Source organism: Pseudacidovorax sp. NFM-22 (genome assembly GCF_021401245.1).
Taxonomy (GTDB): Bacteria; Pseudomonadota; Gammaproteobacteria; order Burkholderiales; family Burkholderiaceae_C; genus Xenophilus.
The window spans coordinates 56238-80722 of the sequence record NZ_JACBFY010000001.1 but is presented as its reverse complement, the minus strand read 5'-3'; the positions used below and the strand labels follow the sequence as shown (position 1 = coordinate 80722).

The 24485-nt window shown below is 71.6% G+C and carries 20 protein-coding genes; 7 read left to right on the top strand and 13 right to left on the bottom strand.

The features are described from left to right. Window positions 1–6 precede the first annotated feature (6 nt). From L0984_RS00375 to L0984_RS00360, 4 genes are all read left to right on the top strand, one after another. Window positions 7–567, top strand: a complete 561-nt coding sequence (locus L0984_RS00375; protein WP_234191822.1) for a hypothetical protein — start codon at window positions 7–9, stop codon at window positions 565–567. Beyond that, window positions 564–1700, top strand: a complete 1137-nt coding sequence (locus tag L0984_RS00370) for an efflux RND transporter periplasmic adaptor subunit (protein WP_234191821.1) — start codon at window positions 564–566, stop codon at window positions 1698–1700. The genes L0984_RS00375 and L0984_RS00370 overlap by 4 nt, the downstream gene beginning before the upstream one ends. A gap of 13 nt (window positions 1701–1713) precedes the next feature. Beyond that, window positions 1714–4911: an efflux RND transporter permease subunit gene (locus L0984_RS00365; RefSeq protein WP_234191820.1), complete on the top strand. Its 3198-nt coding sequence runs from the start codon at window positions 1714–1716 to the stop codon at window positions 4909–4911. A 69-nt stretch (window positions 4912–4980) separates the two neighbouring features. Continuing rightward, a complete protein-coding gene (locus tag L0984_RS00360; RefSeq protein WP_234191819.1) occupies window positions 4981–5949 on the top strand; it encodes a bifunctional helix-turn-helix transcriptional regulator/GNAT family N-acetyltransferase in 969 nt (322 codons plus the stop codon). Here the strand turns inward: L0984_RS00360 and L0984_RS00355 are convergent. Together L0984_RS00355 and hmpA are read right to left on the bottom strand one after the other, a co-directional pair. Next, window positions 5939–6721: a 3-hydroxybutyrate dehydrogenase gene (locus L0984_RS00355; protein ID WP_234191818.1), complete on the bottom strand. Its 783-nt coding sequence runs from the start codon at window positions 6719–6721 to the stop codon at window positions 5939–5941. The two genes, L0984_RS00360 and L0984_RS00355, sit on opposite strands and share 11 nt — an antisense overlap. A gap of 117 nt (window positions 6722–6838) precedes the next feature. Then, window positions 6839–8029, bottom strand: coding sequence for an NO-inducible flavohemoprotein (gene hmpA / locus L0984_RS00350; RefSeq protein ID WP_234191817.1), 1191 nt, complete (start codon window positions 8027–8029; stop codon window positions 6839–6841). A gap of 143 nt (window positions 8030–8172) precedes the next feature. Here hmpA and norR point away from each other — a divergent pair, with 143 nt between their 5' ends. Continuing rightward, complete coding sequence (gene norR, locus L0984_RS00345; RefSeq protein ID WP_234191816.1) at window positions 8173–9795, top strand: nitric oxide reductase transcriptional regulator NorR; 1623 nt, start codon at window positions 8173–8175, stop codon at window positions 9793–9795. A 14-nt stretch (window positions 9796–9809) separates the two neighbouring features. Here norR and L0984_RS00340 read toward each other — a convergent pair whose 3' ends face one another. Next, window positions 9810–11321 (bottom strand): DegQ family serine endoprotease, encoded by a 1512-nt coding sequence (locus L0984_RS00340; RefSeq protein WP_234191815.1) that lies wholly within the window; start codon window positions 11319–11321, stop codon window positions 9810–9812. A gap of 101 nt (window positions 11322–11422) precedes the next feature. Beyond that, entirely contained in the window at window positions 11423–11899 is a 477-nt protein-coding gene (locus L0984_RS00335) for an Lrp/AsnC family transcriptional regulator (protein ID WP_234191814.1), read from the bottom strand. A 102-nt stretch (window positions 11900–12001) separates the two neighbouring features. Here L0984_RS00335 and mdeB point away from each other — a divergent pair, with 102 nt between their 5' ends. Further along, entirely contained in the window at window positions 12002–14668 is a 2667-nt protein-coding gene (mdeB, locus tag L0984_RS00330; protein ID WP_234191813.1) for an alpha-ketoglutarate dehydrogenase, read from the top strand. Between the two features lie 27 nt (window positions 14669–14695). Here the strand turns inward: mdeB and L0984_RS00325 are convergent, their stop codons facing one another. The 7 genes from L0984_RS00325 to mltG all read right to left on the bottom strand — a co-directional run bounded on the left by L0984_RS00325 (window position 14696) and on the right by mltG (window position 21488). After that, window positions 14696–16702 (bottom strand): putative bifunctional diguanylate cyclase/phosphodiesterase, encoded by a 2007-nt coding sequence (locus L0984_RS00325; RefSeq protein WP_234191812.1) that lies wholly within the window; start codon window positions 16700–16702, stop codon window positions 14696–14698. Window positions 16703–16908: 206 nt separating this feature from the next. Next, window positions 16909–17598 carry an ankyrin repeat domain-containing protein gene (locus L0984_RS00320; protein ID WP_234191811.1) on the bottom strand — a complete coding sequence of 230 codons (690 nt, stop codon included), beginning with the start codon at window positions 17596–17598 and terminating at the stop codon, window positions 16909–16911. Beyond that, window positions 17595–18401, bottom strand: a complete 807-nt coding sequence (locus L0984_RS00315) for a TatD family hydrolase (protein ID WP_234191810.1) — start codon at window positions 18399–18401, stop codon at window positions 17595–17597. The genes L0984_RS00320 and L0984_RS00315 overlap by 4 nt, the downstream gene beginning before the upstream one ends. A 54-nt stretch (window positions 18402–18455) precedes the next feature. After that, window positions 18456–18827, bottom strand: a complete 372-nt coding sequence (locus tag L0984_RS00310; protein ID WP_234191809.1) for a PilZ domain-containing protein — start codon at window positions 18825–18827, stop codon at window positions 18456–18458. Then, window positions 18824–19849 carry a DNA polymerase III subunit delta' gene (locus L0984_RS00305; RefSeq protein ID WP_234191808.1) on the bottom strand — a complete coding sequence of 342 codons (1026 nt, stop codon included), beginning with the start codon at window positions 19847–19849 and terminating at the stop codon, window positions 18824–18826. Before L0984_RS00305 ends, L0984_RS00310 begins: the two co-directional genes overlap by 4 nt. Then, entirely contained in the window at window positions 19837–20487 is a 651-nt protein-coding gene (tmk, locus tag L0984_RS00300) for a dTMP kinase (protein ID WP_234191807.1), read from the bottom strand. Before tmk ends, L0984_RS00305 begins: the two co-directional genes overlap by 13 nt. A gap of 2 nt (window positions 20488–20489) precedes the next feature. Further along, the gene (gene mltG, locus L0984_RS00295; RefSeq protein ID WP_234191806.1) at window positions 20490–21488 is read right to left on the bottom strand and encodes an endolytic transglycosylase MltG; all 999 of its coding nucleotides are present in this window, start codon (window positions 21486–21488) and stop codon (window positions 20490–20492) included. Window positions 21489–21611: 123 nt separating this feature from the next. Between mltG and ygfZ the strand changes: the two genes are divergently transcribed. Next, window positions 21612–22529, top strand: coding sequence for a CAF17-like 4Fe-4S cluster assembly/insertion protein YgfZ (gene ygfZ, locus L0984_RS00290; protein ID WP_234191805.1), 918 nt, complete (start codon window positions 21612–21614; stop codon window positions 22527–22529). Between the two features lie 50 nt (window positions 22530–22579). Here the strand turns inward: ygfZ and L0984_RS00285 are convergent, their stop codons facing one another. Both L0984_RS00285 and L0984_RS00280 read right to left on the bottom strand, forming a co-directional pair. Continuing rightward, window positions 22580–23458, bottom strand: a complete 879-nt coding sequence (locus L0984_RS00285) for a YbgC/FadM family acyl-CoA thioesterase (RefSeq protein ID WP_234191804.1) — start codon at window positions 23456–23458, stop codon at window positions 22580–22582. A 40-nt stretch (window positions 23459–23498) separates the two neighbouring features. Next, window positions 23499–24455, bottom strand: coding sequence for an alpha/beta hydrolase (locus L0984_RS00280; protein WP_234191803.1), 957 nt, complete (start codon window positions 24453–24455; stop codon window positions 23499–23501). Between the last annotated feature and the right edge of the window lie 30 nt (window positions 24456–24485).

Here is a 24485-nt window from a genome sequence, read left to right as displayed (position 1 = left end):
CCTTCCATGAACTTCCACTTCCTTGCAGGCACCGCGCTGGCCCTGGCCGCCGCCGTCTTCCTGCCCACCGCCCTGGCCGACGAAGGCCACAGCCACGACGCGGCGCCCGCCGCACCGGCCGCCGCCGCCCTGCCCCGCTTCGCCCTCGAATCCGAGGCCTTCGAGTTGGTCGGCGTGCGCCAGGGCCATGAACTCACGCTCTACCTGGACCGGCATGCCGACAACCAGCCCGTCAACGACGCCCGCATCGCGCTGCGCATCGGCGAGAAGGACTTCGTGGCCGAGCCGCACGGCGAAGGCACCTATGAACTGGAACTGGACGAGGCCACGGCCGAGGCCAGCGGCGAACTGCCGCTGGTCGCCCGCCTGAGCGTGGGCGATGCGCGCGACGAGCTGCGCGGCGAGTGGCACATCGAGGCCGCCGACGGCCACGGCCACGACGCCGACGCCACCCCCGCCTGGCGCCGCCTGCTGCCCTGGGCCGCCGCGGCCCTCGTCGCCCTCGTCCTCGCCGCCGCAGCCGCCCGGCTGCTGCGCCGCCGTCACGCCCCCGGAGCCGCCGCATGAACCGCCTTCTTCCCGCTTTCTCGACCCGGCGGCCGGATGCCGCCACCCTCGCCCTGCTGCTCGCCCTGGCCCTGCCGACGGGCGCCCTGGCCGACGCCGGCCACGACCACGGCGGCGCACCGCCGGCCGCAGCCGCCAACGGCCCGCAGCGCCAGCCGGACGGCAGCGTCTTCCTGCCCAAGCCCAGCCAGCGCCAACTGGCGGTGCGCACCGTCGTCACCACCCTCGTCGCACTGCCGCGCAGCATCGAGCTGGACGGCCGCGTGGTGAGCGATCCGCAGAGCGGTGGCAAGGTGCAGGCGCTGGTGGCCGGCCGCATCGAGCCCGGTCCGCGCGGCCTGCCCGAGCCTGGCCAGGCCGTGCGCAAGGGCGAGGTGCTGGCCTGGGTGCAGCCGGCAGCAGCGCCCCTGGAGCGGGCCACGCAGGCCGCCCAGCTGGCCGAGCTGCGGGCCGCCGGCACGCTGGCCGAAAAGCGCCTGGTCCGCCTGCGCGAGCTCGCCGACACCGTGCCCCGCAAGGAGATCGAGGCGCTCGAAAGCGAAGTGGCCGCCGCCCGCGAGCGGGCCGGGGCCATCGGCGCCGGCCTGTCGGGCCGCGATGCGCTGGTCGCGCCGGCCTCGGGCGTCATCGCATCCTCGTCGGTGGTCGCCGGCCAGGTGGTCGATGCGCGCGAGCTGGTGTTCGAGATCGTCGACCCGGCGCGCCTGCGCATCGAGGCCCTGGCCTACGACCCGGCGCTCACCAGCGACATCGGCGGCGCCTCGCTGGCGGTCGGCGGCACGCAGGTGCCGCTGCAGTTCGTCGGCGCCGCCCGCGCGCTGCGCGACCAGGCCCTGCCGCTGGCCTTCCGCGCCCCGGGCGCCGCGTTGTCGACGCTGGCCGTGGGCCAGCCGGTGCGCCTGCAGGTGCACAGCCGCAGCACGCACGAGGCCATCGCCGTACCCCGCGCCGCGCTGATGCGCAACGCCGCCAACGAGACCATCGTCTGGGTCAAGACGGCGCCGGAGCGCTTCGCCCCGCGCACCGTCACCACCGCGCCGCTGGACGGCGTGCGCGTGGCCCTGACATCGGGCGTCGCGCCCGGCGAGCGCGTCGTCACCGACGGCGCCACGCTCATCAACCAGATCCGCTGAGGCCGCACCCACCATGTTCAAGTGGCTCCTCGAACGCAGCCTGGGCAACCGGCTGCTGGTGATCGTGCTCGCCCTCGCGGCGATGGCCTATGGCGCGTACACGCTGACGCGCACCCCGGTGGACGTGTTCCCCGACCTCAACAAGCCCACGGTGACGGTCATGACCGAAGCCGGCGGCATGGCCCCCGAAGAGGTGGAGCAGCTCATCACCTTCCCGCTGGAGACCGCCATGAGCGGCCTGCCCGGCGTGGAGACGGTGCGCTCGGTGTCCTCGGCCGGCCTGTCCTTCCTGTACGTGACCTTCGACTGGCGCACCGAGATCTTCCGCGCCCGGCAACTGGTGTCCGAACGCCTGTCGGCCATGGAGGAAGGCCTGCCCGCCGGTACCGTGCCGCGCATGGGCCCGGTCAGCTCGGTGATGGGCGAGATCATGCAGATCGCCATTCCGGTCGATCCGCAGAAGATCCAGCCTGGCGCCGGGCCGCTCCCAAGCCAGGCTGCGCCCCCTCGGGGGGCAGCGAGCGAAGAGAGCGTGGGGGCCACATCCCTCATGGCCGTGCGCGAGTACGCGGACTGGGTCCTGCGCCCGCGGCTGATGTCGGTGCCGGGCGTGGCGCAGGTCATTCCCATCGGCGGCGAGGTGCGGCAGTTCCAGGTGCAGCCCGATGCGGCGCGCATGGCGCAGCTGGGCATCTCGGCCGAGTCGCTGGCCACCGCGCTGCGCGGCTTCGCGGCCAACACCTCGGGCGGCTTCCTGTCGCTCAACGGCCGCGAGTACCTGATCCGCCACCTGGGCCGCACCGCGCGGCTGGACGACCTGCGCCGCCTGGCGCTGGGCGCGCGCAACGGCCAGCCGATCCTGCTGCAGCAGGTGGCGCAGGTGGACTTCGCGCCCGCCATCCGCCGCGGCGACGCCGGCTTCGAAGGCCGGCCCGCCGTCATCCTGGGCGTGCAGAAGCAGCCGGCGGCCGACACCATCGCGCTCACGCGGCAGATCGAGTCCGCGCTCGACGGCCTGGCCGCCGCACTGCCGCCCGGCATGGAAAAGCCGCGCGTCACCTTCCGCCAGGCCAGCTTCATCGAGGCCTCCATCGACACCCTGCAGGGCAAGCTGGTGGGCGCGGCGGTGTTCGTGGCGCTGATCCTGTTCTTCTTCCTGGGCACGCTGCGGCCCACGCTGATCGCGCTGGTGGCCATTCCGGTCTCCATCCTGGCGACGGCGCTGGTGTTCCGCGCTTTCGGGCTGTCGATCAACACCATGACGCTGGGCGGCCTGGCCATCGCCATCGGCGGGCTGGTGGACGACGCGGTGGTGGACGTGGAGAACATCATGCGGCGCCTGAAGGAGAACCGCGCCCGGCCCGAGGCCGAGCGGCTGGGCGTGCTGACGGTGGTCACGCGCGCCTCGATGGAGGTGCGCTCGGCCATCCTCTATGCGACGGTGATCATCGTGCTGGTCTTCGTGCCGCTCTTCGCGCTGCCAGGGCTGGAAGGCCGGCTCTTCGTGCCGCTGGGCATCGCCTTCATCGTCTCCACGCTGGCCTCGCTGCTGGTGTCGGTGACGGTGACGCCGGTGCTGAGCTACTGGCTGCTGCCGCGCATGAAGCGGCTGGAGCACGGCGACACGCGGCTGCTGGCCTGGCTCAAGGCCCGCTATGCGCGCGGGCTGGAGGCGGTGCTGCGCCGGCCCCGCATCGCGGTGGCCGCCGCAGCGGTGGCCGTGACGGCCGCGGCCGTGGCCGTGCCCTTCTTCCCGACCACCTTCCTGCCGCCCTTCAACGAAGGCACGCTGCTCGTCGGCCTGCGGCTGAACCCGGGCGTGACGCTGGAGGAAAGCAGCGCCCTCGCCCGCCAGGCCGAGCGCCTGGTGCGCCAGGTGCCGGAGGTGACGCACGTCGGCCGCCGCAGCGGCCGGGCCGAGCTGGACGAGCATGCGGAGGGCGTGCACGTGAGCGAGCTGGACGTGGGCCTCAAGCCCGTCAGCGAACTCACGCGCCCCATGGCCGCCATCACCGCCGACATCCGCCAGCGCCTGGCCCCGCTGCCGGCCGCCATCGGCATCGGCCAGCCGATCTCGCACCGCATCGACCACATGCTCTCGGGCGTTCGGGCGCAGATCGCCATCAAGGTCTTCGGCGAAGACCTGGACGTGCTGCGCGGCCAGGCCGAGCTGCTGCGGGCGCGGCTGGCCGCCATTCCCGGCGTGGCCGACCTGGAGGTCGAGAAGCAGGTGCTGGCGCCGCAGATCAAGGTGCGCGTGGACTACGACCGCGCCGCCCAGTACGGCGTGCCGGCGCCGCAGGTGCTGCAGACGCTCGAACGCATGGTCGAGGGCGAGAAGCTATCGCAGATCGTGGAGGACGGCCGCCGCTTCTCGCTGGTGCTGCGCCTGCCCGAGCCGGCGCGCTCGGTCGACGGCCTGGGCCGGCTGCTGATCGACACGCCGCTGGGCCCGGTGCCGCTGTCGCGCCTGGCGACCATCGAGGAAGGCGACGGGCCCAACCAGGTCAGCCGCGACGACGGGCGGCGGCGCATCGTGCTCTCGGCCAATGCCTCGGGCCGGCCGCTGTCGGACGTGGTGGCCGACATGCGGGCGGTGGTGGCGCAGACGCCGCTGCCGGCCGGCTACTTCATCACCCTGGGCGGGCAGTTCCAGGCGCAGGAAGAGGCCTCGCGGCTGGTCGGCCTGCTGTCGCTGGTCTCGCTGGCGCTGATGTTCGTGGTGCTCTACAGCCGCTACCGCTCGGCGGTGCTGTCGGTGCTCATCATGGCCAACATCCCGCTGGCGCTGGTGGGGGCCGTGGCGGGCCTGGCGCTGTCGGGGCAGCCGCTGTCGGTGGCGGCGCTGGTGGGCTTCATCACGCTGGCGGGCATCTCGGTGCGCAACGGCATCCTCAAGGTGAGCCACTACGTCAACCTGATGCGCTTCGAGGGCGAGTCCTTCGGCCCGCGCATGATCGTGCGCGGCTCGCTGGAGCGGCTGTCGCCGGTGCTGATGACGGCGCTGGTGACGGCCTTCGCGCTGGCGCCGCTGCTGTTCGAGGCCGAGCGGCCGGGCACCGAGGTGCTGCATCCGGTGGCGGTGGTGATCTTCTCGGGACTGGTGAGCGCCACGCTGCTCGACACCTTCCTGACGCCGGCGCTGTTCTGGCTGTTCGGCCGCCGCAGCGCCGAGCGGCTGGCGGCGGATGGGGACACGCAAGCGCTTTGAGGACGTGCGAGGCAAGGCAGAAGCCGTTTTAGTTGCTTTCGTCAACTTCATTGGTTGACAATGGCACGCATGCCTGAACTGCCCGCTTCTGCCTCGTCGCCCGTCGCCTCCGCCGTTCCGGTGGAGGCCGTCAAGGCCTTGCGCCGTTTCAACCGCTTCTTCACCCAGCGCATCGGCGTGCTGGAGCCCTACCTCGGCAGCGATCTCTCGCTGACCGAGGTGCGGGTGCTCTATGAGCTGGCGCACCAGCCCGAGCTGACCGCCCGCGAGCTGGCCCAGGCGCTGAGCCTGGATGCGGGCTACCTCAGCCGGCTGCTCAAGCGCTTCGAGTCGCTGGGCTGGCTCGCGCGGGCCGCCGATGCGCGCGACGCGCGGCAGCAGCGGCTGTCGCTCACCGAGGCGGGCCATGCGGCGTTCTCACCGCTGCAGCAGCGCTCGCGCGATGCCGCGGCCGCGTTGCTGGCGCCGCTCGCGCCAGCAGCGCGCGACGAGCTGGTCCGGGCCCTTGCACGGGTGGAGACGCTGTTCGACGCCAGGCCCGCGCCCCTGCGCACTGCCGTGCTGCGCGACCCTGCCCCGGGCGACCTGGGCTGGGTGGTGCAGCAGCATGGCGAGGTCTACGCCCGCGAGTACGGCTGGGACGGCCGCTTCGAGGCCGCCGTCGCCGACATCGCCGCCCAATGGCTGCGCACCACCGACCCCGCCTGGGAGAAAGGCTGGATCGCCGAGCTGGACGGCCAGCGCGTCGGTTCCGTCTTCGTGATCCGCCACAGCCCCGGCGTGGCGCAGCTGCGCCTGCTGGTGTTGAGGCCCGAAGCGCGGGGCCTGGGCCTGGGCGGCAAGCTGGTCGACGCATGCATCGCCTTCGCCCGCGCCCGTGGCTACACGCAGATGATCCTGTGGACCCACAGCTGCCTCGAAGCCGCCCGCGCCATGTATGCCGCACGCGGCTTTGCGCTCGACACCAGCGAGCCGCACGAGGGCTACGGCAGCGGCCCGCTGGTGGCCGAGCGCTGGTCGATGACGCTCACTGCATGAACCAGCCGTGGCTGACCACCAGCGACTGGCCGGTCAGCGCATTGCTCGGGAAGGCAGCGAACAGCAGCGCCACGCGGGCCACGTCGTCGGTGGTGGTGAATTCGCCATCCACCGTCTCCTTGAGCATCACGTTCTTGACCACCTCCTCCTCGGAGATGCCCAGCGTCTTGGCTTGCTCGGGAATCTGCTTTTCCACCAGCGGCGTGCGCACGAAGCCGGGGCAGATCACGTTGGCCCGCACGCCGTGCTTGGCGCCTTCCTTGGCCACCGTCTTGGCCAGGCCGATCAGGCCATGCTTGGCGGTGACATAGGGTGCCTTGAGCATCGAGGCCTCCTTGGAGTGCACCGAGCCCATGTAGATCACGCTGCCGCCGCGGCCCTGCGCATACATGTGCTTGAGGCAGGCGCGGGTGGTGAGGAAGGCGCCATCCAGGTGGATGGCCAGCATCTTCTTCCAGTCGGCAAAGCCGAATTCCTCCACCGGGTGGACGATCTGGATGCCGGCATTGCTCACCAGGATGTCGATGCCGCCGAAGGCCTTCACCGCCTCTTCCACGGACGCATCGACCTGCTGCTCGTCGGTGACGTCCACCGCCACGCCGATGGCCTGGCCGCCTGCCGCCTTCAGCTCGGCGGCTGCGGCGTCCGCCGCCTGCTTGTTCAGGTCGGCGATGACGATCCTGGCGCCCTCCTGCGCGAAGAGCGTCGCGATCTCCTTGCCGATGCCGCTGGCCGAGCCGGTGATGTAGGCGACCTTGTCCTTGAGTTGCATGGGATTCCTTTCAGTGGAGCACGGGCCCCACGGCCCGGCTTGAACCCATGCTGCGGCCCCGCACTTAGCCGAAACTGAATCGGCCGCCGATCCCCCCACGGCGCCGGGGCCGCGCTGTCAGCCCAACTGCTCGGCCGGGCCGAAGAATTCGTAGCGGGCGCGCTCGGGCGGCACGCCCATGTCCTGCAGCGTGCGCTTGATGAAGGCCATGAAGGGCTTCGGGCCGAGGAAGTAGGCGTCGAAGTCGCGGCCGGGGGGCAGCCAGGCCGCCAGCTGGTCGGCCGCGGGCCGGCCGATGGCCGCAGGCGCGCGCGGGCCGGCAGGCGCCGGCTGCTCGTAGACGGTGTGCACGCGCAGGCGATCGGCATGCTGCCGGGCCCAGTCGTCCAGCACACCCCCGAAGGCATGCACCTCGGCATTGCGGGCGTAGTGTACGAACACCACCTCGCGCTGCGAGTCGGCCAGGGCCGACTCCAGCATCGCCAGCGTGGGCGTGATGCCCACGCCACCGCTGATCAGCACCAGCGGGCGCAGGCTCGCGTCCAGCGTGAAGTCGCCCGCGGGCGGGAAGAGTTCCAGCACATCGCCTTCGCCCACCTGGTCGTGCAGGTGGGTCGACACCACGCCCTCGGGCTCGCGCTTGACGCTGATGCGGTAGCTCGCGCCGTTGGGCGCCGCCGACAACGAATAGTTGCGCCGCACCTCCTGCCCGCCGACCACCAGCTTCAGGCCGATGTACTGGCCCGGCTTGAAGTCGACCACCGGGCCGCCATCCACCCGCACCAGGTGGAAGGACGTGATCTCGCTGCTCTCGCGCACCTTGCGCGCCACCGTGAAGGCGCGCCCACCGCGCCAGCCGCCCGGCGCGGCGGCCAGGGCGTCGTACACGGCCGCCTCGGCGCCGATCAGGATGTCGGCCAGTTGCTGGTAGGCGGCGGCCCAGGCGTCGATGACGGCATCTGTGGCCACCTCGGCCCCCAGCACTTCGCGGATGGCGCGCAGCAGGCAGGCTCCGACGATGGGGTAGTGCTCGGGCAGGATCTGCAGCGCCACATGCTTGTTGACGATCTGCGAGGCCAGCGGCCCCAGCGCCTCCAGCCGGTCGATGTGGCGGGCGTACATCAGCACGGCGTTGGCCAGGGCCCGCGGCTGCGTCCCGGCGGTCTGGTGCGCCTGGTTGAAGAGCGGGCGCACCTGCGGGTATTCGCCGAGCATGACACGGTAGAAATGGGTGGTGAGCGCCTCGCCGCCCGTTTCGAGCAGGGGAACGGTGGCCTTGACGATGTCGCGCTGGGCGTCGGTGAGCATGGATGTCCTCGGGGTTCAACGATGTCCTCCCTTTCGCATGAGCGATGCCAGGCCATGCCATGAGGTGGATCAAGGACTTGCAGCGCCGATCAGGTCAAATCGACCTGCGTAAACGACCTGCTGCGGCTGCACTTCGAGTCAGGATGACCTCCCCCGCCAATCCCCTCGCCCTGATCGCCCCGCTGATCGCGGACCTGGCCCATGACCTGCCCATGGAGTTGCGCTGCCAGCGGCTGCTGACCGTGCTGCGCCAGCTGCTGCCCTGCGACGCGGCCGCGCTGCTGCGGCTGGAGGGCGACGCGCTGGTGCCGGTGTCGGTGCAGGGCCTGAGCCCCGACACCCTGGGCCGTCGCTTCGCGGTGGCGGCGCATCCGCGCCTGCGGGCGCTGCTCGATGCACCGGGCGCCTTGCGCTTTCCGCTGGACTGTGCGCTGCCCGATCCCTACGACGGGCTGATCGAGGGGGCGGCCGAGCACCTGGACGTGCACGACTGCATGGGCTGCGCCCTGCGGGTGGATGGCGCCCAGTGGGGCCTGCTCACGCTCGACGCGCTGGATGCCGGCCGCTTCTCCGGCGCGGAGCTGGCGCTGCTCGACACCTTCGCCAGCCTGGCCGCCGCGACCGTGGCCGCCACCCGCCGGCTGCAGCAGCTGTCGCTGCGGGTCGAGGACGAGCGCCGCCGGGCCGATGCCTACCGCCACGGCGCCGCCCCGGCACCGGCCACGCTGGTCGGCCAGAGCCCCGCCTTCCGCCAGATGGCCGCGGAGATCGACCTGGTGGCGCCCGCCGACCTGACGGTGCTGCTCACCGGCGAGACCGGTGCCGGCAAGGAGCTGGTGGCGCGCCAGCTGCACGCACGCTCGGGCCGGGCCGACAAGCCCATGGTCACGATCAACTGCGCGGCGCTGCCGGAGCACCTGGTCGAAAGCGAACTCTTCGGCCATGTGCGGGGCGCCTTCTCGGGCGCGGTGGGCGACCGGCACGGCAAGTTCCAGATGGCCGATGGCGGCACGCTGTTCCTCGACGAGGTGGGCGAGCTGCCGCTGGCCGTCCAGGCCAAGCTGCTGCGGGCCCTGCAGGAGGGCCAGTTGCAGCGCGTGGGCTCCGACCGCGAGCACCATGTGGACGTGCGGCTCGTCGCCGCCACCAACCGCGACCTGGCGGCCGAGGTGAAAGCGGGCCGCTTCCGCGCCGATCTGTTCCATCGGCTGTCGGTGTTTCCGCTGCGTGTGCCGCCGCTGCGCGAGCGGGGCCGGGACGTGCTGCTGCTGGCCGGCAGCTTCATCGAGGAGAACCGCCGCCGCATGGGCCTGCGCGGGCTGCGCCTGTCGGCCGACGCGCAGGACGCGCTGCTGGCCCACGACTGGCCCGGCAATGTGCGGGAGCTGGAGTACCTGGTCGCCCGGGCCGCGCTGCGTGCGCGGGCACGTGGCGATGGGGGCACGGGGCTGGCTTCGGGGCTCGGCCCCATCGTCAGCATCGAGCGGGAGGACCTGGCGCTCGACGCCGCGGAGGCGCCATCGACCCCGGGCGGCGCGATGGCCGGAGGCACGGAAACGGCCGCAGGCGGCACCGTGGCCGCCTGCGATCTGCGCCAGGAAGTCGATGGCTTCCAGCGCCGCAAGGTCGAGGCCGCCCTCGCCGCCCATCCCGGCAACCTGGCGGCCGCCGCCCGCGCCCTGGGGATGGACCGGGCCAACCTTGCCCGGCTGGCGGGGCGGCTGGGGGTGGCGGTGCCGCGGGCCGCCCGCCGGCCGGCCGGCTGAGCCCGCCTACCGCCTCAGCCGATGCGCACCGGCACGAAGATCTTTTCGTCGCCGCGCTGGATCAGCAGGGCCACCGACTTGTCGGACTTGGCGACCGCCTGGCGCACCTGGTCCACGCTCCTGGCCGGCGTGCCGTTGATCGCGAGCAGCACGTCGCCCTGCTGGATGCCGGCACTGGCGGCGGGGCCACGCGCGTCCTCGATCAGCAGGCCGCCGTTGGTGCCGGCCTCCTTCTGCTCCTGGGGCTGCAGCGGGCGCAGCGCCAGACCCAGCTTGCCCTTGCCGACGGTCTCGTCGGCCTTGGCCACCTTGGTCTTCTCGCTGGCGTTGCCCAGTTGGGCCGTCAGCTCCTTGGCACTGCCATCGCGCCAGACCTCGATGCGCGCCTTCTGGCCCGGCGCCATCTGCCCGATGATGGCCGGCAGGTCGCCCGAGGTGGTGATCGGCGCGCCGTCCACCTTCAGGATCACGTCGCCCGACTGGAGGCCGGCCTTGTCGGCAGGCCCGCCCTTCTCCACGTTCGACACCAGCGCGCCCTGCGGCTTGTCGAGCTTGAAGGAATCGGCAAAGGCCTGGTTCACCTCCTGCACGGCCACGCCCAGCTTGGCATGGTCGGCATGGCCGGTGGCGACGATCTGGTCCTTCACGCGCATCGCGATGTCGATCGGGATCGAGAACGAGACACCCTGGTAGCCGCCGCTGCGGCTGTAGATCTGCGAGTTGATGCCCACCACCTCGCCGCGCGCATTGAACAGCGGGCCGCCCGAGTTGCCGGGGTTGATCGGCACGTCGGTCTGGATGAAGGGCGTGAAGCCGTCGTCGGGCAGCGAGCGGCCCTTGGCGCTGACCACGCCGGCCGTCACGCTGTTCTCGAAGCCGAAGGGCGAGCCGATGGCCAACACCCATTCGCCCACCTTCAGGTCCTTGGGGCTGCCGAGCTTGACCGTGGGCAGGTCCTTGGCATTGATCTTGAGCACCGCCACGTCGGTCTTGGGATCGGCGCCCAGCACCTTGGCCTGGTATTCGCGGCGGTCGGTGAGCTTGACGGTCACTTCCTTGGCGCCATCGACCACGTGGGCGTTGGTCAGGATGATGCCGTCGGGGCTCAGGATGAAGCCCGAGCCTTCGGCCCGCGTGGGCACCGAGCGCTGGGGCCCTTGGCGGTGGCCGGGCACGCCGCCGAACTGGCGGAAGAACTGGTAGAACGGATCGTTGGGCGACATGCCGGGTGGCATGGCGGCGCTGCCGCTGTCGTCGTCATCGCCGCTGGTGTCCAGCGCCGTCTTGGTCATGCCCGAGACGCTGATGTTGACCACCGCCGGGCCTTGCTGGGCCGTGATGACCGAGAAGTCGGGCGCGGCGATGGGCGCCACCATGGGCGCGGCGGCCACCACCGGCGGCTGGGGTGCGGAGCCCAGGGCATGGGCGCTGGTGTAGGCCCCGCCGGCCGCGGCGCCGAGCACGCCTGCGGCAGCAAGGGCGATCACCAGCCGCTTGGGCGATTGCAGGATCGTCTGGGTGTTCATGGTGAGCCTCCTGGCTGCGTGTCGAGTTGCGATGGCGTGACTGTGGAAGCCATCGCTTAGGCACGACTTAAACCCCTGCCGGACCCTGCGGACCGGTACGCTCAGCGCAACGGCAGCGGCAGTGCCGTCTTGTAGCGGACCTGCTTCAACGCAAAGCTGGAGCGGATCTTCTCGACACCGGGGATCGGCGTGAGCTGCTCCAGGATGAAGCGCTCCAGCGCCGCCATGTCGGCCACGGCGACGCGGATCAGGTAGTCGCTGTCGCCCGTCATGAGGTAGCACTCCATCACCTCGTCGTGCTCGGCGATGCGTCGCTCGAAGGACGCGAGCGACTCCTTGCTCTGCGTGCGCAGGCTGATGGAGATGAAGACGTTCAGGCCCAGGCCGAGGGCCGGCGCGTTGCACAGCGCCACATAGCGGGCGATGACACCCGCGGCCTCCAGCGCCTTCACGCGCGCCAGACACGGCGAGGGCGACAGATGCACGCGCCGGGCCAGTTCCACGTTCGACAGGCTGCCATCGCGCTGCAGCTCGTCGAGGATGCGCAGGTCCGTGGCGTCGAGCGGGAAGTTGTTCATGCGGCATCCAAACAGTTTGGCGGCAGTTTATGCCGCGGCCTCCGGGTCGACGCGCCCGATTCCGACAGCACATTCGCCGGCTGCCTGCCTAAAGTGCCTGGCATGAACGCCTCCATCCCCGCCGCGCAACTGCTGGCCCTCGCCGCCACCGACTCCAGTTCCGCCGACGCCGACCCTGTCGAGACCGCCGAATGGCGCGAGGCCTTCGTCGCGCTGGTGCATGCCCATGGCCCCGAGCGCGCCCGCTGGATGCTGGATGAGCTGGCCCGCCTGGCCCGCGCCCAGCGCATCGGCTGGCAACCGGAGCTGGCCACGCCCTATGCCAACACCGTGCCGGTGGATCGCCAGCCCCCCTTCCCTGGCGACCTGGCCATCGAAGAGCGCATCGGCTCGCTGATGCGCTGGAACGCGCTCGCGATGGTGGTGCGCGCCAACCAGGCCTATGGGGAGCTCGGTGGACACATCGCCAGCTATGCCAGCGCGGCCGACCTGTTCGAGACGGGCTTCCACCACTTCTTCCACGGCCGCACCGACGTGCACGGGGGCGACCTGGTGTTCTTCCAGCCGCACAGCGCGCCGGGCGTGTATGCCCGCGCCTTCCTCGAAGGCCGCCTGACGGAAAACGACCTGGCCCACTACCGCCAGGAGATCACCGCGCCGATCAACGGCGCCCGGGGCCTGTCGAGCTATCCGCACCCGTGGCTGATGCCGGACTTCTGGCAGTTCCCGACCGGCTCCATGGGCATCGGGCCGATCAGCGCCATCTACCACGCGCGCTTCATGCGCTACCTCACCCACCGCGGCCTGCTGGACTGCGAAGGACGCAAGGTCTGGGGCTTCTTCGGCGATGGCGAGATGGACGAGCCCGAGTCCATGAGCGCCCTCACGCTCGCCGCGCGCGAGAAGCTGGACAACCTGGTGTGGGTGGTCAACTGCAACCTGCAGCGCCTGGACGGCCCGGTGCGCGGCAACGGCCGCATCATCGACGAGCTGGAAAAGCTCTTCGCCGGCGCCGGCTGGAACGTGGTCAAGCTGGTCTGGGGCAGCGACTGGGACGGCCTGTTCGCGCGCGACACCGTCGGCGCCCTGCTGCGCGCCTTCGCCGAGACGGTGGACGGCCAGATGCAGACCTTCGCCGCCAAGGACGGCCGCTTCAACCGCGACCATTTCTTCGGCCAGAACGAGGCCCTGCAACGCCTGGCCCAGGGCATGACCGACGAGCAGATCGACCGCCTCAAGCGCGGCGGGCACGACCTGGTGAAGATCCACGCAGCGTATGCCGCGGCCGCCGCGCATCGCGGCCAGCCGACCGTGATCCTGGCCCACACCAAGAAGGGCTACGGCATGGGCACGGCCGGCCAGGGCAGGATGACCACACACTCGCAGAAGAAGCTGGACGAGGCCGACCTGATCGGCTTCCGCAACCGCTTCAACCTGCCCTTGAGCGATGAACAGGCCACCTCGCTGGCCTTCTACAAGCCGGCCGAAGACAGCCCCGAGATGCGCTACCTGCGCGAGCGCCGCGCCGCATTGGGCGGCGCCCTGCCCCAGCGCCGCACCGACTGCGCCACGCTGCCCGTGCCGCCGCTGGCGAGCTACGCCCGCTTCGCCACCGAGGCCGCCGGCAAGGAGATGAGCACCACCATGGCCTTCGTGCGTTTGCTGGGCAACCTGCTCAAGGACGGCGAGCTGGGCCCGCGCATCGTGCCCATCGTGGCCGACGAGGCACGCACCTTCGGCATGGCCAACCTGTTCAAGCAGGTGGGCATCTACAGCAGCGTGGGCCAGCGCTATGCGCCGGAGGACATCGGCTCGGTGCTGAGCTACCGCGAGGCCATCGACGGCCAGATCCTGGAGGAAGGCATCAGCGAGGCCGGCGCCATCGCCAGCTGGACGGCCGCCGCCACCAGCTACAGCGTGCATGGCCTGGCCATGCTGCCCTTCTACATCTACTACTCGATGTTCGGCTTCCAGCGCGTGGGCGACGCCATCTGGGCGGCAGCCGACCAGCGGGCGCGCGGCTTCCTGCTGGGCGCGACGTCCGGCCGCACCACGCTCGGCGGCGAGGGCCTGCAGCACCAGGACGGCAGCAGCCACCTGGTGGCGGCCACCATTCCCAACTGCCGCGCGTGGGACCCGGCCTTCGCCGGCGAGATGGCCGTGATCGTCGATGCCGGCATGCGCGAGATGCTGGTGGAGCAGCGCGACGTCTTCCACTACATCACGCTGATGAACGAGAACTACGCCCAGCCCGACGTGCCAGAGAGCGCGCACGAGGACCTGTTGCGCGGCGGCTGGCGCTACGACGGCTGGCAACGGCCCGACGGCGCACCGGCGGCCACGCAGCGCGTCACGCTGCTGGGCTCGGGGGCCATCCTCACCGAGGTGGTCAAGGCGGCGCAGGCGCTTGCCATGGAAGGCATCGAGGCCACGGTGTTCAGCATCACCAGCTGGAGCGAGCTGTCGCGCGAGGGCGTCGCCTGCGAGGCGCGGCTGCTGACCAGCGAGGCCGCGGCCGTGCGCATCGAGCCCTTCATCACCCGCCTGCTGGCGGCCAGCGAAGGCCCGGTGATCGCCGCCACCGACTACGTGCGCGCGGTGCCGGAGTCCATCCGCGCCTACGTGCCCGAGGGCCGGCGTTACCTCACGCTGGGCACCGACGGCTTCGGCCGCAGCGACACGCGGGCCGCGCTGCGCGACTTCTTCGGGGTGGATGCCGCGGCCATCGCGACGGCGGCGCGGCGGCTGCTGGCCGCGGCCGGCACCTGAGGCAGGCGCTGCTGCGGGCGCCGCGGCTCAGCGCGTGTGGACGATCTCGTCCAGCGGCGCCGGGCGACAGAGGTGGTAGCCCTGCATCAGCGGGCATTGCAGCGCCCGCAGGGCCATCAGCTCCTCCACCCGCTCCACGCCCTCTGCCACGACGTCGATGCCCAGCGAGCGGCCCATCTGCAGGATGGTGCCCACCAGCAGGCGGTTGTCGCGCGAGGCATCCAGGCCCGAGATGAAGCTGCGGTCGATCTTGACCTGCCGCACATGGTCCCCGCGCAGCGAGGCCAGCGAGGAATAGCCCACGCCGAAGTCGTCGATGGAAATCGCCACCCCCGCGGCGGCCAGCCGCGCGAGCTTGCCCTGCGTGCTCTCGGCGTTGAGGGCCACCTCCTCGGTGATCTCCAACTGCAGGCGCCGCGGCGGCACGCCATGGCGTTGCAGCGTGTCGAGCACCAGTTCGTCCACATCCAGATGCGCCATCTCGCGCGGCGAGACGTTCACCGCCAGCGGCAGATGGCCCATGCCGGCGGCATCGAGCTGGCGCGCGGCGAGGCACACCTGGGTGAGCACATGGTTCAGCAGCCGCCGCGCCAGGCCCGTGGCCGCCGCGGCATGCACGATCTGCTCGGGCGAGACCCAGCCGTGCCGCGGATGCAGCCAGCGCAGCAGCGCCTCGAAGCTGTGCAGTTCGCCGCCCGCGGTGAAGATGGGCTGGTACCACAGCACGATGCCGCCCGCCTCCAGCCCCAGGCCCAGGTCGCGCTCCACGTCGCGGCGCACCATCAGCGCCTGCTGCAGCCCATGGTCGAAGAAGCGGAAGCTGTCGCCGCCCGCGCGCTTGGCGCTGTAGAGCGCCTCGTCCGCGAAGCTCAGCATGTCCATCACGCCCAGGCCACGTCCCACGCACAGGCCCACGCTCACGCCCAGCTGGCCGCCCTCCATCACGCTGGCCTGCGGAATGCGCTGCGTCAGCAGCCGCGCCAGCTGCTCGGGCGACTGCGCCGAGCCGGGCACGTCGTAGAGCACCACGAACTCGTCGCCACCCCAGCGCCCCACCACGGCATCCAGCCGCTCCAGCTCGCGGCTGAGCCAGGCACCCACGTCCTGCAGCACGCGGTCGCCCACCCCATGGCCAAACACGTCGTTGATGGCCTTGAAGCCATCCAGGTCCAGCATCAGCAGGCACTGCTCGCGCTCGCCGGCCGCCTGAAGGCGACGGCCGGCGGTATCCGTGAAGCCGTCGCGGTTGAACAGCCGCGTGAGCGGGTCGTGCATGGCGCGGAACTCCAGCTCCCGCGCCGCCGCCTGCGATGACTCGTGGGCCTGGCGCAGGCGTTCGGCCATGGCGGTGGCCTCGTTCTTGAGCAGGCTGCCGCGCTTGAAGGCGGCTTCGCTCTGCACGCCGCTGCGGATCAGTGCGGCCAGGTAGACGAACACCATCAGCGCGAGCATCTGCCGCTCGAAGCCGCCAGCGACCAGCAGGCAGCCCGCCACCGACAGCAGGGCCGGCGTGATGAAGAGGATGGGCACCCGCGCATAGGCGATGCCGTAGGTGACCGAGCCGGCGGTGATGCCGCACACCACCGTGAGGTAGAAGAGGGTCTGCGGCGAGGTGTAGCCGTCGCACAGCAGCGGAACCAGTGCCCACACCCCGCCCGAGCACAGGCCCAGCAGCGCCGCGGCGCGCAGGTGCCATTCGACGCTGCGCGTGCGCCACCAGCGCCCGCTCAGGGCCGGCGCGGCGGGTTGGCCCGGTGTGACCTCTTCGGACCCACGGTACGGCAGCCGGCACACGATGGCGCGGGTGATGTTGACCAGGGCAGACAGCATCGCCCACACCACGCCCATGGCCAGCTCGCCACCGCTGTAGGCCATGAGCAGCGCCGCCACGGTCAGCACGGCATTGATGGGAATGGCGGCCAGCACGCTGTGGCGCACGGCGACCATCTGGTCGTGCCGCACCATGCGACGCAACTCGGCCGCGTCGAGGTGCTCGGCATGCATGGCCGGAGCAGAGACGGAAAGGGAACTCATAGACACTGGACGGCGGCCCCACGCCCGGGCCGCAGGACAGGGCGGCATCGTGGCGGCACGGCCGTCAAGCCGCACGCCCGATATCACCTTGAAACGGGACGTTACGCGGGCATTGGGCCATCGCTTGCCGCACGCTTGCAAGCACTTTCGAACCGGGCTTGTCAGCCCGGCGAAGCGTTGAATCCGAAAGTTCTAGGAGCGGCCTTTCACCACTTGCCGGCGCCCGCTGGACGGGGCTTGAGCTGCTGCGCGCGGGTAAGCATTTCGACTGCGTCGGGACGGTTGCCCCGCTTGGCGAAATCCAGCGCCGTCATGCCCAGCTGGTTCTTCATGGCGATGTCGGCGCCCTCGTCCAGCAGCAGCTTCACGGCCTCGGCCGAGCCGTACATGGCGGCCATCATGAGCGGCGTGGTGCCGTTGGGCGACTGCGCATCGATGAAGGCATGCTGCTCCAGCAGCTGCTTCATGATCGAGATGTGGCCGTTGGTGGCCGCGTAGTGCAGCGGCGCCCAGCCCGGCTTGTTGACGGCCGCGTCGCGGGCCAGCAGCAGGTCGACGTATTCCTTCTGGCCCTTGAGGGCCGCCATCATCAGCGGCGTCTCGTCGCTGGCGTTGGTGGCGTCGACGTTGACGCGCGGCGAGGCGATGAGCACCTTGGCCACGCGCGGCGAAGGCTCGCGCAGCGCCAGGAGCAGGCCGGTCTGGCCCTTGGGATCGCGGCCGTTCGGGTCAAAGCCCTGCTTGAGCAGCCGCTCCACTGCGCCGGGGTTGTCGCTGATGACGGCGCGGAAGAAGTCGTCGCTGGGGCTGGCCGTGGCGCAGGAGGCCGCGGCAAGGGCAGCCGCGAAGGCGAACAGGGTGCGGCGGGCGATGGAGGCGCGGGCAGGAAGGCTCATTGGGCGTGGACCTTGAAAAGCTGTTCGAAGTTGCGGCTGGTGACCTCGGCCACCGCCTCGACCGTCATGGCGCGCAGTTCGGCGATCTGCCGGGCCACATAGGGCACGTACGACGGGTTGTTGGTCTTGCCGCGATAGGGCACGGGCGCCAGGTAGGGGCTGTCGGTCTCGATCAGCACGCGGTCCATGGGCACGAAGGCGGCCACATCGCGCAGGTGCTGGGCGTTCTTGAAGGTCAGGATGCCCGAGAAGGAGATGTAGAAGCCCAGGTCGAGCGCGGCGCGGGCCACCTCGGCCGTCTCGGTGAAGCAATGGAAGACCCCACCAGCGGCGCCCTCGCGGCCGTCCTCACCCTCCTCGCGCAGGATGGCCAACGTGTCGGCCGAGGCCTCGCGCGTGTGGATCACCAGCGGCTTGGCCACCCGCTGCGCGGCGCGGATGTGCACGCGGAAGCGCTCGCGCTGCCAGTCCAGGTCGGCCACGGTGCGACCGCCCTTGCGGGCGTCCATCTGGTAGTAGTCCAGGCCGGTCTCGCCGATGGCCACCACCTTGGGCTGCGCCGACAGCGCGACCAGCAGGTCCACGTCGGGCTCGCGCACGTCCTCGTTGTCCGGATGCACGCCCACGCTGGCCCAGAAGTTGTCGAAGCGCGCGGCCAGGCCCTGCACGGCCTCGAACTCCTCCAGCGTGGTGCAGATGCACAGCGCGCGGTCGACCTGCGCCTGTGCCATGTCGGCGCGGATGCGGTCGATGTCGTGCAGCAGCGAGGGCTCGGTGAGGTGGCAGTGGGAGTCGACGAACATGGGCGAAGCAAAGAAGAAGGCAAGGGACGCGGCGCCTCGTGCGAGGCCGGCGCGTCAGAGGGTCTGGGTGGGCCGGTCGGAGGCCAGGCTGGCGCCGAGGATCTCCTCGATGCGGGCCTTGAGCTGGCGCGACTTCTCGTCGCCCGGAAAGCGGATGCCGATGCCCGGCGAGCGGTTGCCCGCGGCCTGTGGCGGCGTGATCCACGCCACTTTGCCCGCCACCGGGTAGCGCTGCGGATCCTCCGGCAGGGTCAGCAGCACGTAGACATCGTCGCCAAGGCGGTACTCGCGCGCGGTGGGAATGAAGATGCCGCCATCGGCGAACAGCGGGATGTAGGCCGCGTACAGCGCGCCCTTCTCCTTGATGGCCAGCTGGATGACGCTGGGCCGCGGGATCGGGGCGGACGGGGCGGCGGTCGCGTTCATGGGCGTTCGGGGCTGCGGGAGTTTAGGGCGGCCTGCGCCTCGCTCACCAGGGCCTCGATCATCAGCCCCGCGTTGAACGGATGCTCGGCCGTGCGGGCCGCCTTGAGCAGCGACGCCGACCAGCGCGCCAGCACCGGCGCCGACGGCGGTGCCGGCAGCGAGGCGGCCTCGAAGAAACGGGGCTGCCCGCCGCCGGCCACGGCCATCAGGTCGTGGCAGAGCTTCTGCAGCGTGTCGATGGCGGCGGGGGGCGGTTGGTCGGCCAGCGCCGTCACGTCGCCGCGGCGCATGGCCTGCGGCAGCAGCGACCAGCCCTTGGCCGAGGTGCCGCCGCGCGCCAGGCGCAGCGCGTCGGAGGGCCGGCCGCCTGCCGCCCGCAGGAGCGCATGGGCCTCGGCCGCCGGCACGCCCTGCGTCGCCAGCCAGGCTTCCGATTCGCCTTCGGCCGGCCAGGGCAGCGTGAAGGCCTGGCAGCGGCTGCGGATGGTGGGCAGCAGTTGCCAGGCGGCTTCGGTGGCGAGCACGAAGCGCACGTCGCCGACGGGTTCCTCCAGCGTCTTGAGCAGCGCATTGGCGGAGATGGCATTCATGCGCTCGGCCGGATAGACCAGCACCACCTTGCCGCGCCCGCGGCCGCTGGTGCGCTGGGCAAAGCCCACGGCATCGCGCATGGCCTCGACGCGGATCTCGCGGCTGGGCTTGCGCTTCTTGTCGTCGATCTCGGCCTGGGCCTTTTCGTCGATGGGCCAGCCCAGCTCCATCATGGCGACCTCGGGCATCAGCACCGCCAGGTCGGCATGGGTACGCACGGCGATGGCATGGCAGCTCGGGCAGTGGCCGCAGGCGCCCTCGGACGTGGGCTGCTCGCACAGCCACGCGGCGGCCAGGGCCAGCGCCAGGTCGTACTGGCCGAGACCCGACGGCCCCTGCAGCAGCAGCGCATGGCCGCGCTGGCGCAGCAGTTGGTCGCGGGCCCGGGCCAGCCAGGGCGAGAGCGCGGGCGCCTCGTTCACTTCAGCCATCCGCGCTCCTGCAGGGCGGCTTCGACCTGCGCCCAGACCGCCTCGCGATGCGTGTCGGCGTCGATGCGGGCGAAGCGGCCGGGCTCTTCCGCGGCGCGCCTGGCGTATCCCTCGCGCACGCGGCGGAAGAACTCGGCCGGCTGGGCCTCGAAGCGGTCGGGCATGCGGGCGCCGGCCAGGCGCTCGGCGGCCACCTCGGGCGCCAGGTCGAACCACAGCGTGAGTTCGGGCTGCAGCAAGGCGGCGCCGGCTTCCTGCTGCTGCACCCAGCGCTCCAGCGTCTGCAGCACCGCAAGGTCGAAGCCGCGGCCCGCGCCCTGGTAGGCGAAGGTGGCATCGGTGAAGCGGTCGCACAGCACCACGGCACCGCGCGCCAGGGCCGGCTGGATCACCTGCACGACGTGGTCGCGCCGGGCCGCGAAGACCAGCAGCGACTCCGTGAGCGGGTCCATGGCTTCGTTCAGCACCAGCGCGCGCAGCGACTCCGCCAGCGGCGTGCCGCCGGGCTCGCGCGTGCGCACGACCTCGCGACCGGCCTCAGCGAACAGCCGCTCGATCGCATCGAGGTGGCTGGACTTGCCGGCGCCGTCGATGCCCTCCAGGCTGATGAAGCGTCCCCGGCCCGCCTGCTGATCCATGCTCACCGCCCTCCCCGCTGGTATTGGTTGACCGCACGGTTGTGCGCGTCGAGCGTCTCGCTGAACTGGCTGGTGCCGTCGCCGCGCGACACGAAGTACAGCGACTTGGTACGCGCCGGCTGCACGGCCGCCAGCAGCGAGGCCTTGCCCGGCATCGCGATGGGCGTGGGTGGCAGGCCCTGGCGCGTGTAGGTGTTCCAGGGCGTGTCGGTCTGCAGGTCGCGCTTGCGCAGGTTGCCGTCGAAGGCATCGCCCAGGCCGTAGATCACGGTCGGGTCGGTCTGCAGCGGCATGCCGATGCGCAGCCGGTTGATGAAGACGCCGGCCACCTCGGCGCGGTCGCTGGCCTTGCCGGTTTCCTTCTCGACGATGCTGGCGAGGATCAGCGCCTCCTCGGGCGACTTGAGCGGCAGGTCGGGCGCGCGGGCGGCCCAGGCGGCGTCGAGCTTGCGGTCCATGGCGCGCAGGGCGCGCTGCAGCAGCGCCACGTCGGTCGAGTTCTTGGAATACGTGTAGGTGTCGGGGAAGAAGCGGCCTTCCGGATGCTGGCCCGGCCGGCCCAGGCGCGCCATCAGGTCGGCATCGGAGAGTGCGGCAGTCTCGGGCTTGAGCATCTCGGCCTTGGCCAGCGCCGCGCGCACCTGGCGGATGTTCCAGCCCTCGACCAGCACCACGCTGCGCGTGGCCTCGCGGCCGCGCACCAGGATCTCCAGCAGCAGGCGCGGCGTGACGCCGGCGTCCATCTCGTAGCTGCCGGCGCGGATCTGCCTGTCCTTGCCCGAGACACGGAACCAGGCATAGAGCAGCCGCGGATCGACCGCCACGCCCGCATCAGCCACCGCCTGCGCCACGCCGCGCGGCGTGGTGCCGGGCTCGACCGAGAGGTCGACGCTGGCCGCTGGCAGACGCAGGGGCTGGTGCAGCCACCAGAGCGCCCAGCCGCCCACGGCCAGCACCGACAGCAAGACCAGCAGGAACAGGGAGGCGAAGAAGCGACGCACGGCGGATGGGTGGATCGGGAACGGCCGAAGGGCGGGATCGGCGGGCCGCCGGGGCCGGCGGCGCGGGCTGGAGCGAGTGTCCCGCGCAAGGCGCCGCCAAAAGCCGGCCATGATAATTCAGGCATGACCTCTCCCCTTTTTCAAGGTGTGACGCCCCCGCTTGCGGCGCTGGGCGTGATCCGCGCGGAGGGCGCCGATGCGGCGGCCTTCCTGCATGGCCAGCTCACGCAGGACTTCCTGCTGCTCAAGGACGACACGGCCCGCCTGGCGGCGCTGTGCTCGCCCAAGGGCCGCATGCTGGCCAGCTTCGTCGCCTGGCGGCAGGCGCCGGATCAGTTCCTGCTGGTCTGCGCGCGCGACCTGCTGGCGCCCACGCTCAAGCGGCTGTCGATGTTCGTGCTGCGCGCCAAGGTCAAGCTGAGCGACGCCACGGCCGACTTCGATGTACGCGGCCTGGCCGGTGCGGCCATCGCGGCGGCCGGCGCCGACCCTGCCGCGGCGCCCGGCCAGCGCCTGGCGCCCGCCGAGGGCCTGAGCGTCGTGGCCCTGCACGGCTGCGAAGGCGTGCCGCGTGCCCTGTGGCTGGCCCCGGCGGGCACGCCCGCCCCGGCCGGCACCGCGCTGAGCCCCGAGACCTGGGCCTGGAGCGAGGTGAGGAGCGGCGTGGTGGCCATCAGCGCGCCGGTGGTCGATGCCTTCGTGCCGCAGATGCTCAATTACGAGTCCGTGGGCGGCGTCAACTTCAAGAAGGGCTGCTACCCCGGCCAGGAGGTGGTGGCCCGCAGCCAGTTCCGCGGCACGCTCAAGCGGCGCGGCTATGTGATGACGGCCGAGGCGCCCCTGGCGGCCGGCCAGGAGGTCTTCGGCACCGACCCCGAGCAGCCCGTCGGCACCGTGGCGGCGGCGGCCCCGGCACCGGGCGGCGGCTGGGCGGCGTTCGTGTCGATGCAGACCGCGGCCCTGGAGGCCGGCCCCCTGCGCGCGGGCGATGCGCCGCTGACCGTCCAGCCCCTGCCCTATCCGCTGCTGGAAGACATCTGAAAAGGTGAACGGGCCGGATGCGGGCCCGTGCGCCGCCGCGCGTGGATGGACTACAGGGCCCGCTGCATCGTGATGTGCGCGATCCCCGCCTCCTCGAAGGGCTCGCCCACGGGCTCGTAGCCCAAGCGCGCATAGAAACGCTCGGCGCTGCGCTGGGCATGCAGCGCCACCGCCTTGTCGCCGCGGGCGCGGGCGGCGTCTTCGAGCGCACGCAGCACCCGCTCGCCATGGCCCTGGCCGCGCAGCACGCGCTCGACGGCCATGCGGCCGATGCGCGCGACGCCCTGCGTATCCGCCGGCAGCAGCCGGCCGGTCGCGATGGCGTGGCCGAGGCGGTTGCGCGCCACGCCGTGGAGGCTGGTGGCGTCGTCGTCATCCCATTCGAGCGCCTCGGGAATGCCCTGCTCCTGCACGAAGACCGCACGGCGCAGCGCGCCGGCCGCCTCGCCGAGCGTGGCCCAGTCGCCGGTGAGCACCTCCGACACAGGCTCGCCGGCTTCGTAGCCAAGAAGGATCTCCCGCAGGACGGGCGGCACCGGCTTCGAAGTCTGCGTCGCCGGGTCGGCATACACATAGACCAGCTCGCAGCCGACCAGGTACTGGTCCTGGCGGAACAGCGCGCCCTCGAACACGAGCGACGAATTGCCGATGCGCACGCACTTCATGGCCACGTCGACCACGTCGTCCACGCGGGCCGAGGCGCGGTAGTCGACCGTGGCCTTGCGCACGTACAGGTCGCCGCCGAGCGCATGCATCGACGACTCGTAGGCCATGGCCAGCGCCCGCCAGTAGTCGGCGATGGCCGTGTCGAAGTACATCAGGTAGTGGGCGTTGAAGACGATCTTCTGCATGTCCACCTCGGCCCAGCGCACGCGCAGGCGGTGGAAGAAACGGAAGTCTGCGCGGCGGGGCAATGTCTCGGTGCTCATGGTCCTGGAATGGGAAGGTCCGGCCGGGCCGGCATGGGAATCAGGGCTGCAGCGCGGCCGCCAGGGCATGCGCGGCATCGGCATGGGCCTGCTGCGCCTCGGGGAGGGTGCGGCCCATCTTGATGAATTCGTGGATGACGCCGCGGTAGATCTCGAGCGAGACCGGCACGCCCGCCAGCCGCAGCCGGTCGGCATAGGCCACACCCTCGTCGACCACGGGGTCGTGCTCGGCCAGCCCGATCCAGGCCGGCGCGACGCCGTCCAGGTCTTCGGCCAGCAGCGGCGCGAAGCGCCAGTCGTGGCGGTCCGCGGCGTCGATGTACTGGGCGAAGAACCAGTCCACCAGCGCCTTGGTGAGCACCGGCCCCTCGGCGAAGCGGCGGTACGAATCAGTGTCGGCCGACGGCCCGGTGCCCGGGTAGAAGAGCAGTTGCAGGGCCAGCGGCAACCCCGCGTCACGGGCCAGGATGGCGCAGACCGCGGCCAGCGTGCCGCCGGCGCTGTCGCCGCCCACGGCCAGGCGCGCGCCGTCCAGGCCCAGGGCCTCGGCGCCATGGCCGGCGATGTACTGGAAGGCGTCCCAGGCATCGTTCGCGGCGGTGGGAAAGCGGTGTTCCGGCGCCAGGCGGTAGTCGACCGACAGCACCGCGCAGCCCGAGCGCTGCGCCAGCACGCGGCACAGCGTGTCGTGGGTGGCGACGCTGCCGACCACGAATCCGCCGCCATGGAAGTACAGCAGCACCGGCAGGCGCCCCGCGGAGGGCGCATACAGCCGGGCGGGCAGCAGCGTGCCGTCGCGCGCAGGGATGTGCAGGTCTTCGATGCGCGCCAGCTCTGGCCGGGGCACTTCGAGCACGGCGGCGCCCTTTTCGTAGGCCTGCTTGGCCTGGGCGGGCGTGAGGGCGTTGAGGGGCGGGTGGCCGGCGCGGGCCATGCGCTCGACCACGCCCGCCATGCGGGGCGTGAGGCCGGCCATGGCCGAGGATTCGGGAGGCATGCGAAGTGGGGAAAAGGGTCAGCGAAACGG

Coding starts and splice junctions, on each gene's coding strand:
- L0984_RS00375 (WP_234191822.1), top strand. CDS start 7: ATGAACTTCCACTTCCTTGCAGGCACCGCGCTGGCCCTGGCCGCCGCC.
- L0984_RS00370 (WP_234191821.1), top strand. CDS start 564: ATGAACCGCCTTCTTCCCGCTTTCTCGACCCGGCGGCCGGATGCCGCC.
- L0984_RS00365 (WP_234191820.1), top strand. CDS start 1,714: ATGTTCAAGTGGCTCCTCGAACGCAGCCTGGGCAACCGGCTGCTGGTG.
- L0984_RS00360 (WP_234191819.1), top strand. CDS start 4,981: ATGCCTGAACTGCCCGCTTCTGCCTCGTCGCCCGTCGCCTCCGCCGTT.
- L0984_RS00355 (WP_234191818.1), bottom strand. CDS start 6,721: ATGCAACTCAAGGACAAGGTCGCCTACATCACCGGCTCGGCCAGCGGC.
- hmpA (WP_234191817.1), bottom strand. CDS start 8,029: ATGCTCACCGACGCCCAGCGCGACATCGTCAAGGCCACCGTTCCCCTG.
- norR (WP_234191816.1), top strand. CDS start 8,173: ATGACCTCCCCCGCCAATCCCCTCGCCCTGATCGCCCCGCTGATCGCG.
- L0984_RS00340 (WP_234191815.1), bottom strand. CDS start 11,321: ATGAACACCCAGACGATCCTGCAATCGCCCAAGCGGCTGGTGATCGCC.
- L0984_RS00335 (WP_234191814.1), bottom strand. CDS start 11,899: ATGAACAACTTCCCGCTCGACGCCACGGACCTGCGCATCCTCGACGAG.
- mdeB (WP_234191813.1), top strand. CDS start 12,002: ATGAACGCCTCCATCCCCGCCGCGCAACTGCTGGCCCTCGCCGCCACC.
- L0984_RS00325 (WP_234191812.1), bottom strand. CDS start 16,702: ATGAGTTCCCTTTCCGTCTCTGCTCCGGCCATGCATGCCGAGCACCTC.
- L0984_RS00320 (WP_234191811.1), bottom strand. CDS start 17,598: ATGAGCCTTCCTGCCCGCGCCTCCATCGCCCGCCGCACCCTGTTCGCC.
- L0984_RS00315 (WP_234191810.1), bottom strand. CDS start 18,401: ATGTTCGTCGACTCCCACTGCCACCTCACCGAGCCCTCGCTGCTGCAC.
- L0984_RS00310 (WP_234191809.1), bottom strand. CDS start 18,827: ATGAACGCGACCGCCGCCCCGTCCGCCCCGATCCCGCGGCCCAGCGTC.
- L0984_RS00305 (WP_234191808.1), bottom strand. CDS start 19,849: ATGGCTGAAGTGAACGAGGCGCCCGCGCTCTCGCCCTGGCTGGCCCGG.
- tmk (WP_234191807.1), bottom strand. CDS start 20,487: ATGGATCAGCAGGCGGGCCGGGGACGCTTCATCAGCCTGGAGGGCATC.
- ygfZ (WP_234191805.1), top strand. CDS start 21,612: ATGACCTCTCCCCTTTTTCAAGGTGTGACGCCCCCGCTTGCGGCGCTG.
- L0984_RS00285 (WP_234191804.1), bottom strand. CDS start 23,458: ATGAGCACCGAGACATTGCCCCGCCGCGCAGACTTCCGTTTCTTCCAC.
- L0984_RS00280 (WP_234191803.1), bottom strand. CDS start 24,455: ATGCCTCCCGAATCCTCGGCCATGGCCGGCCTCACGCCCCGCATGGCG.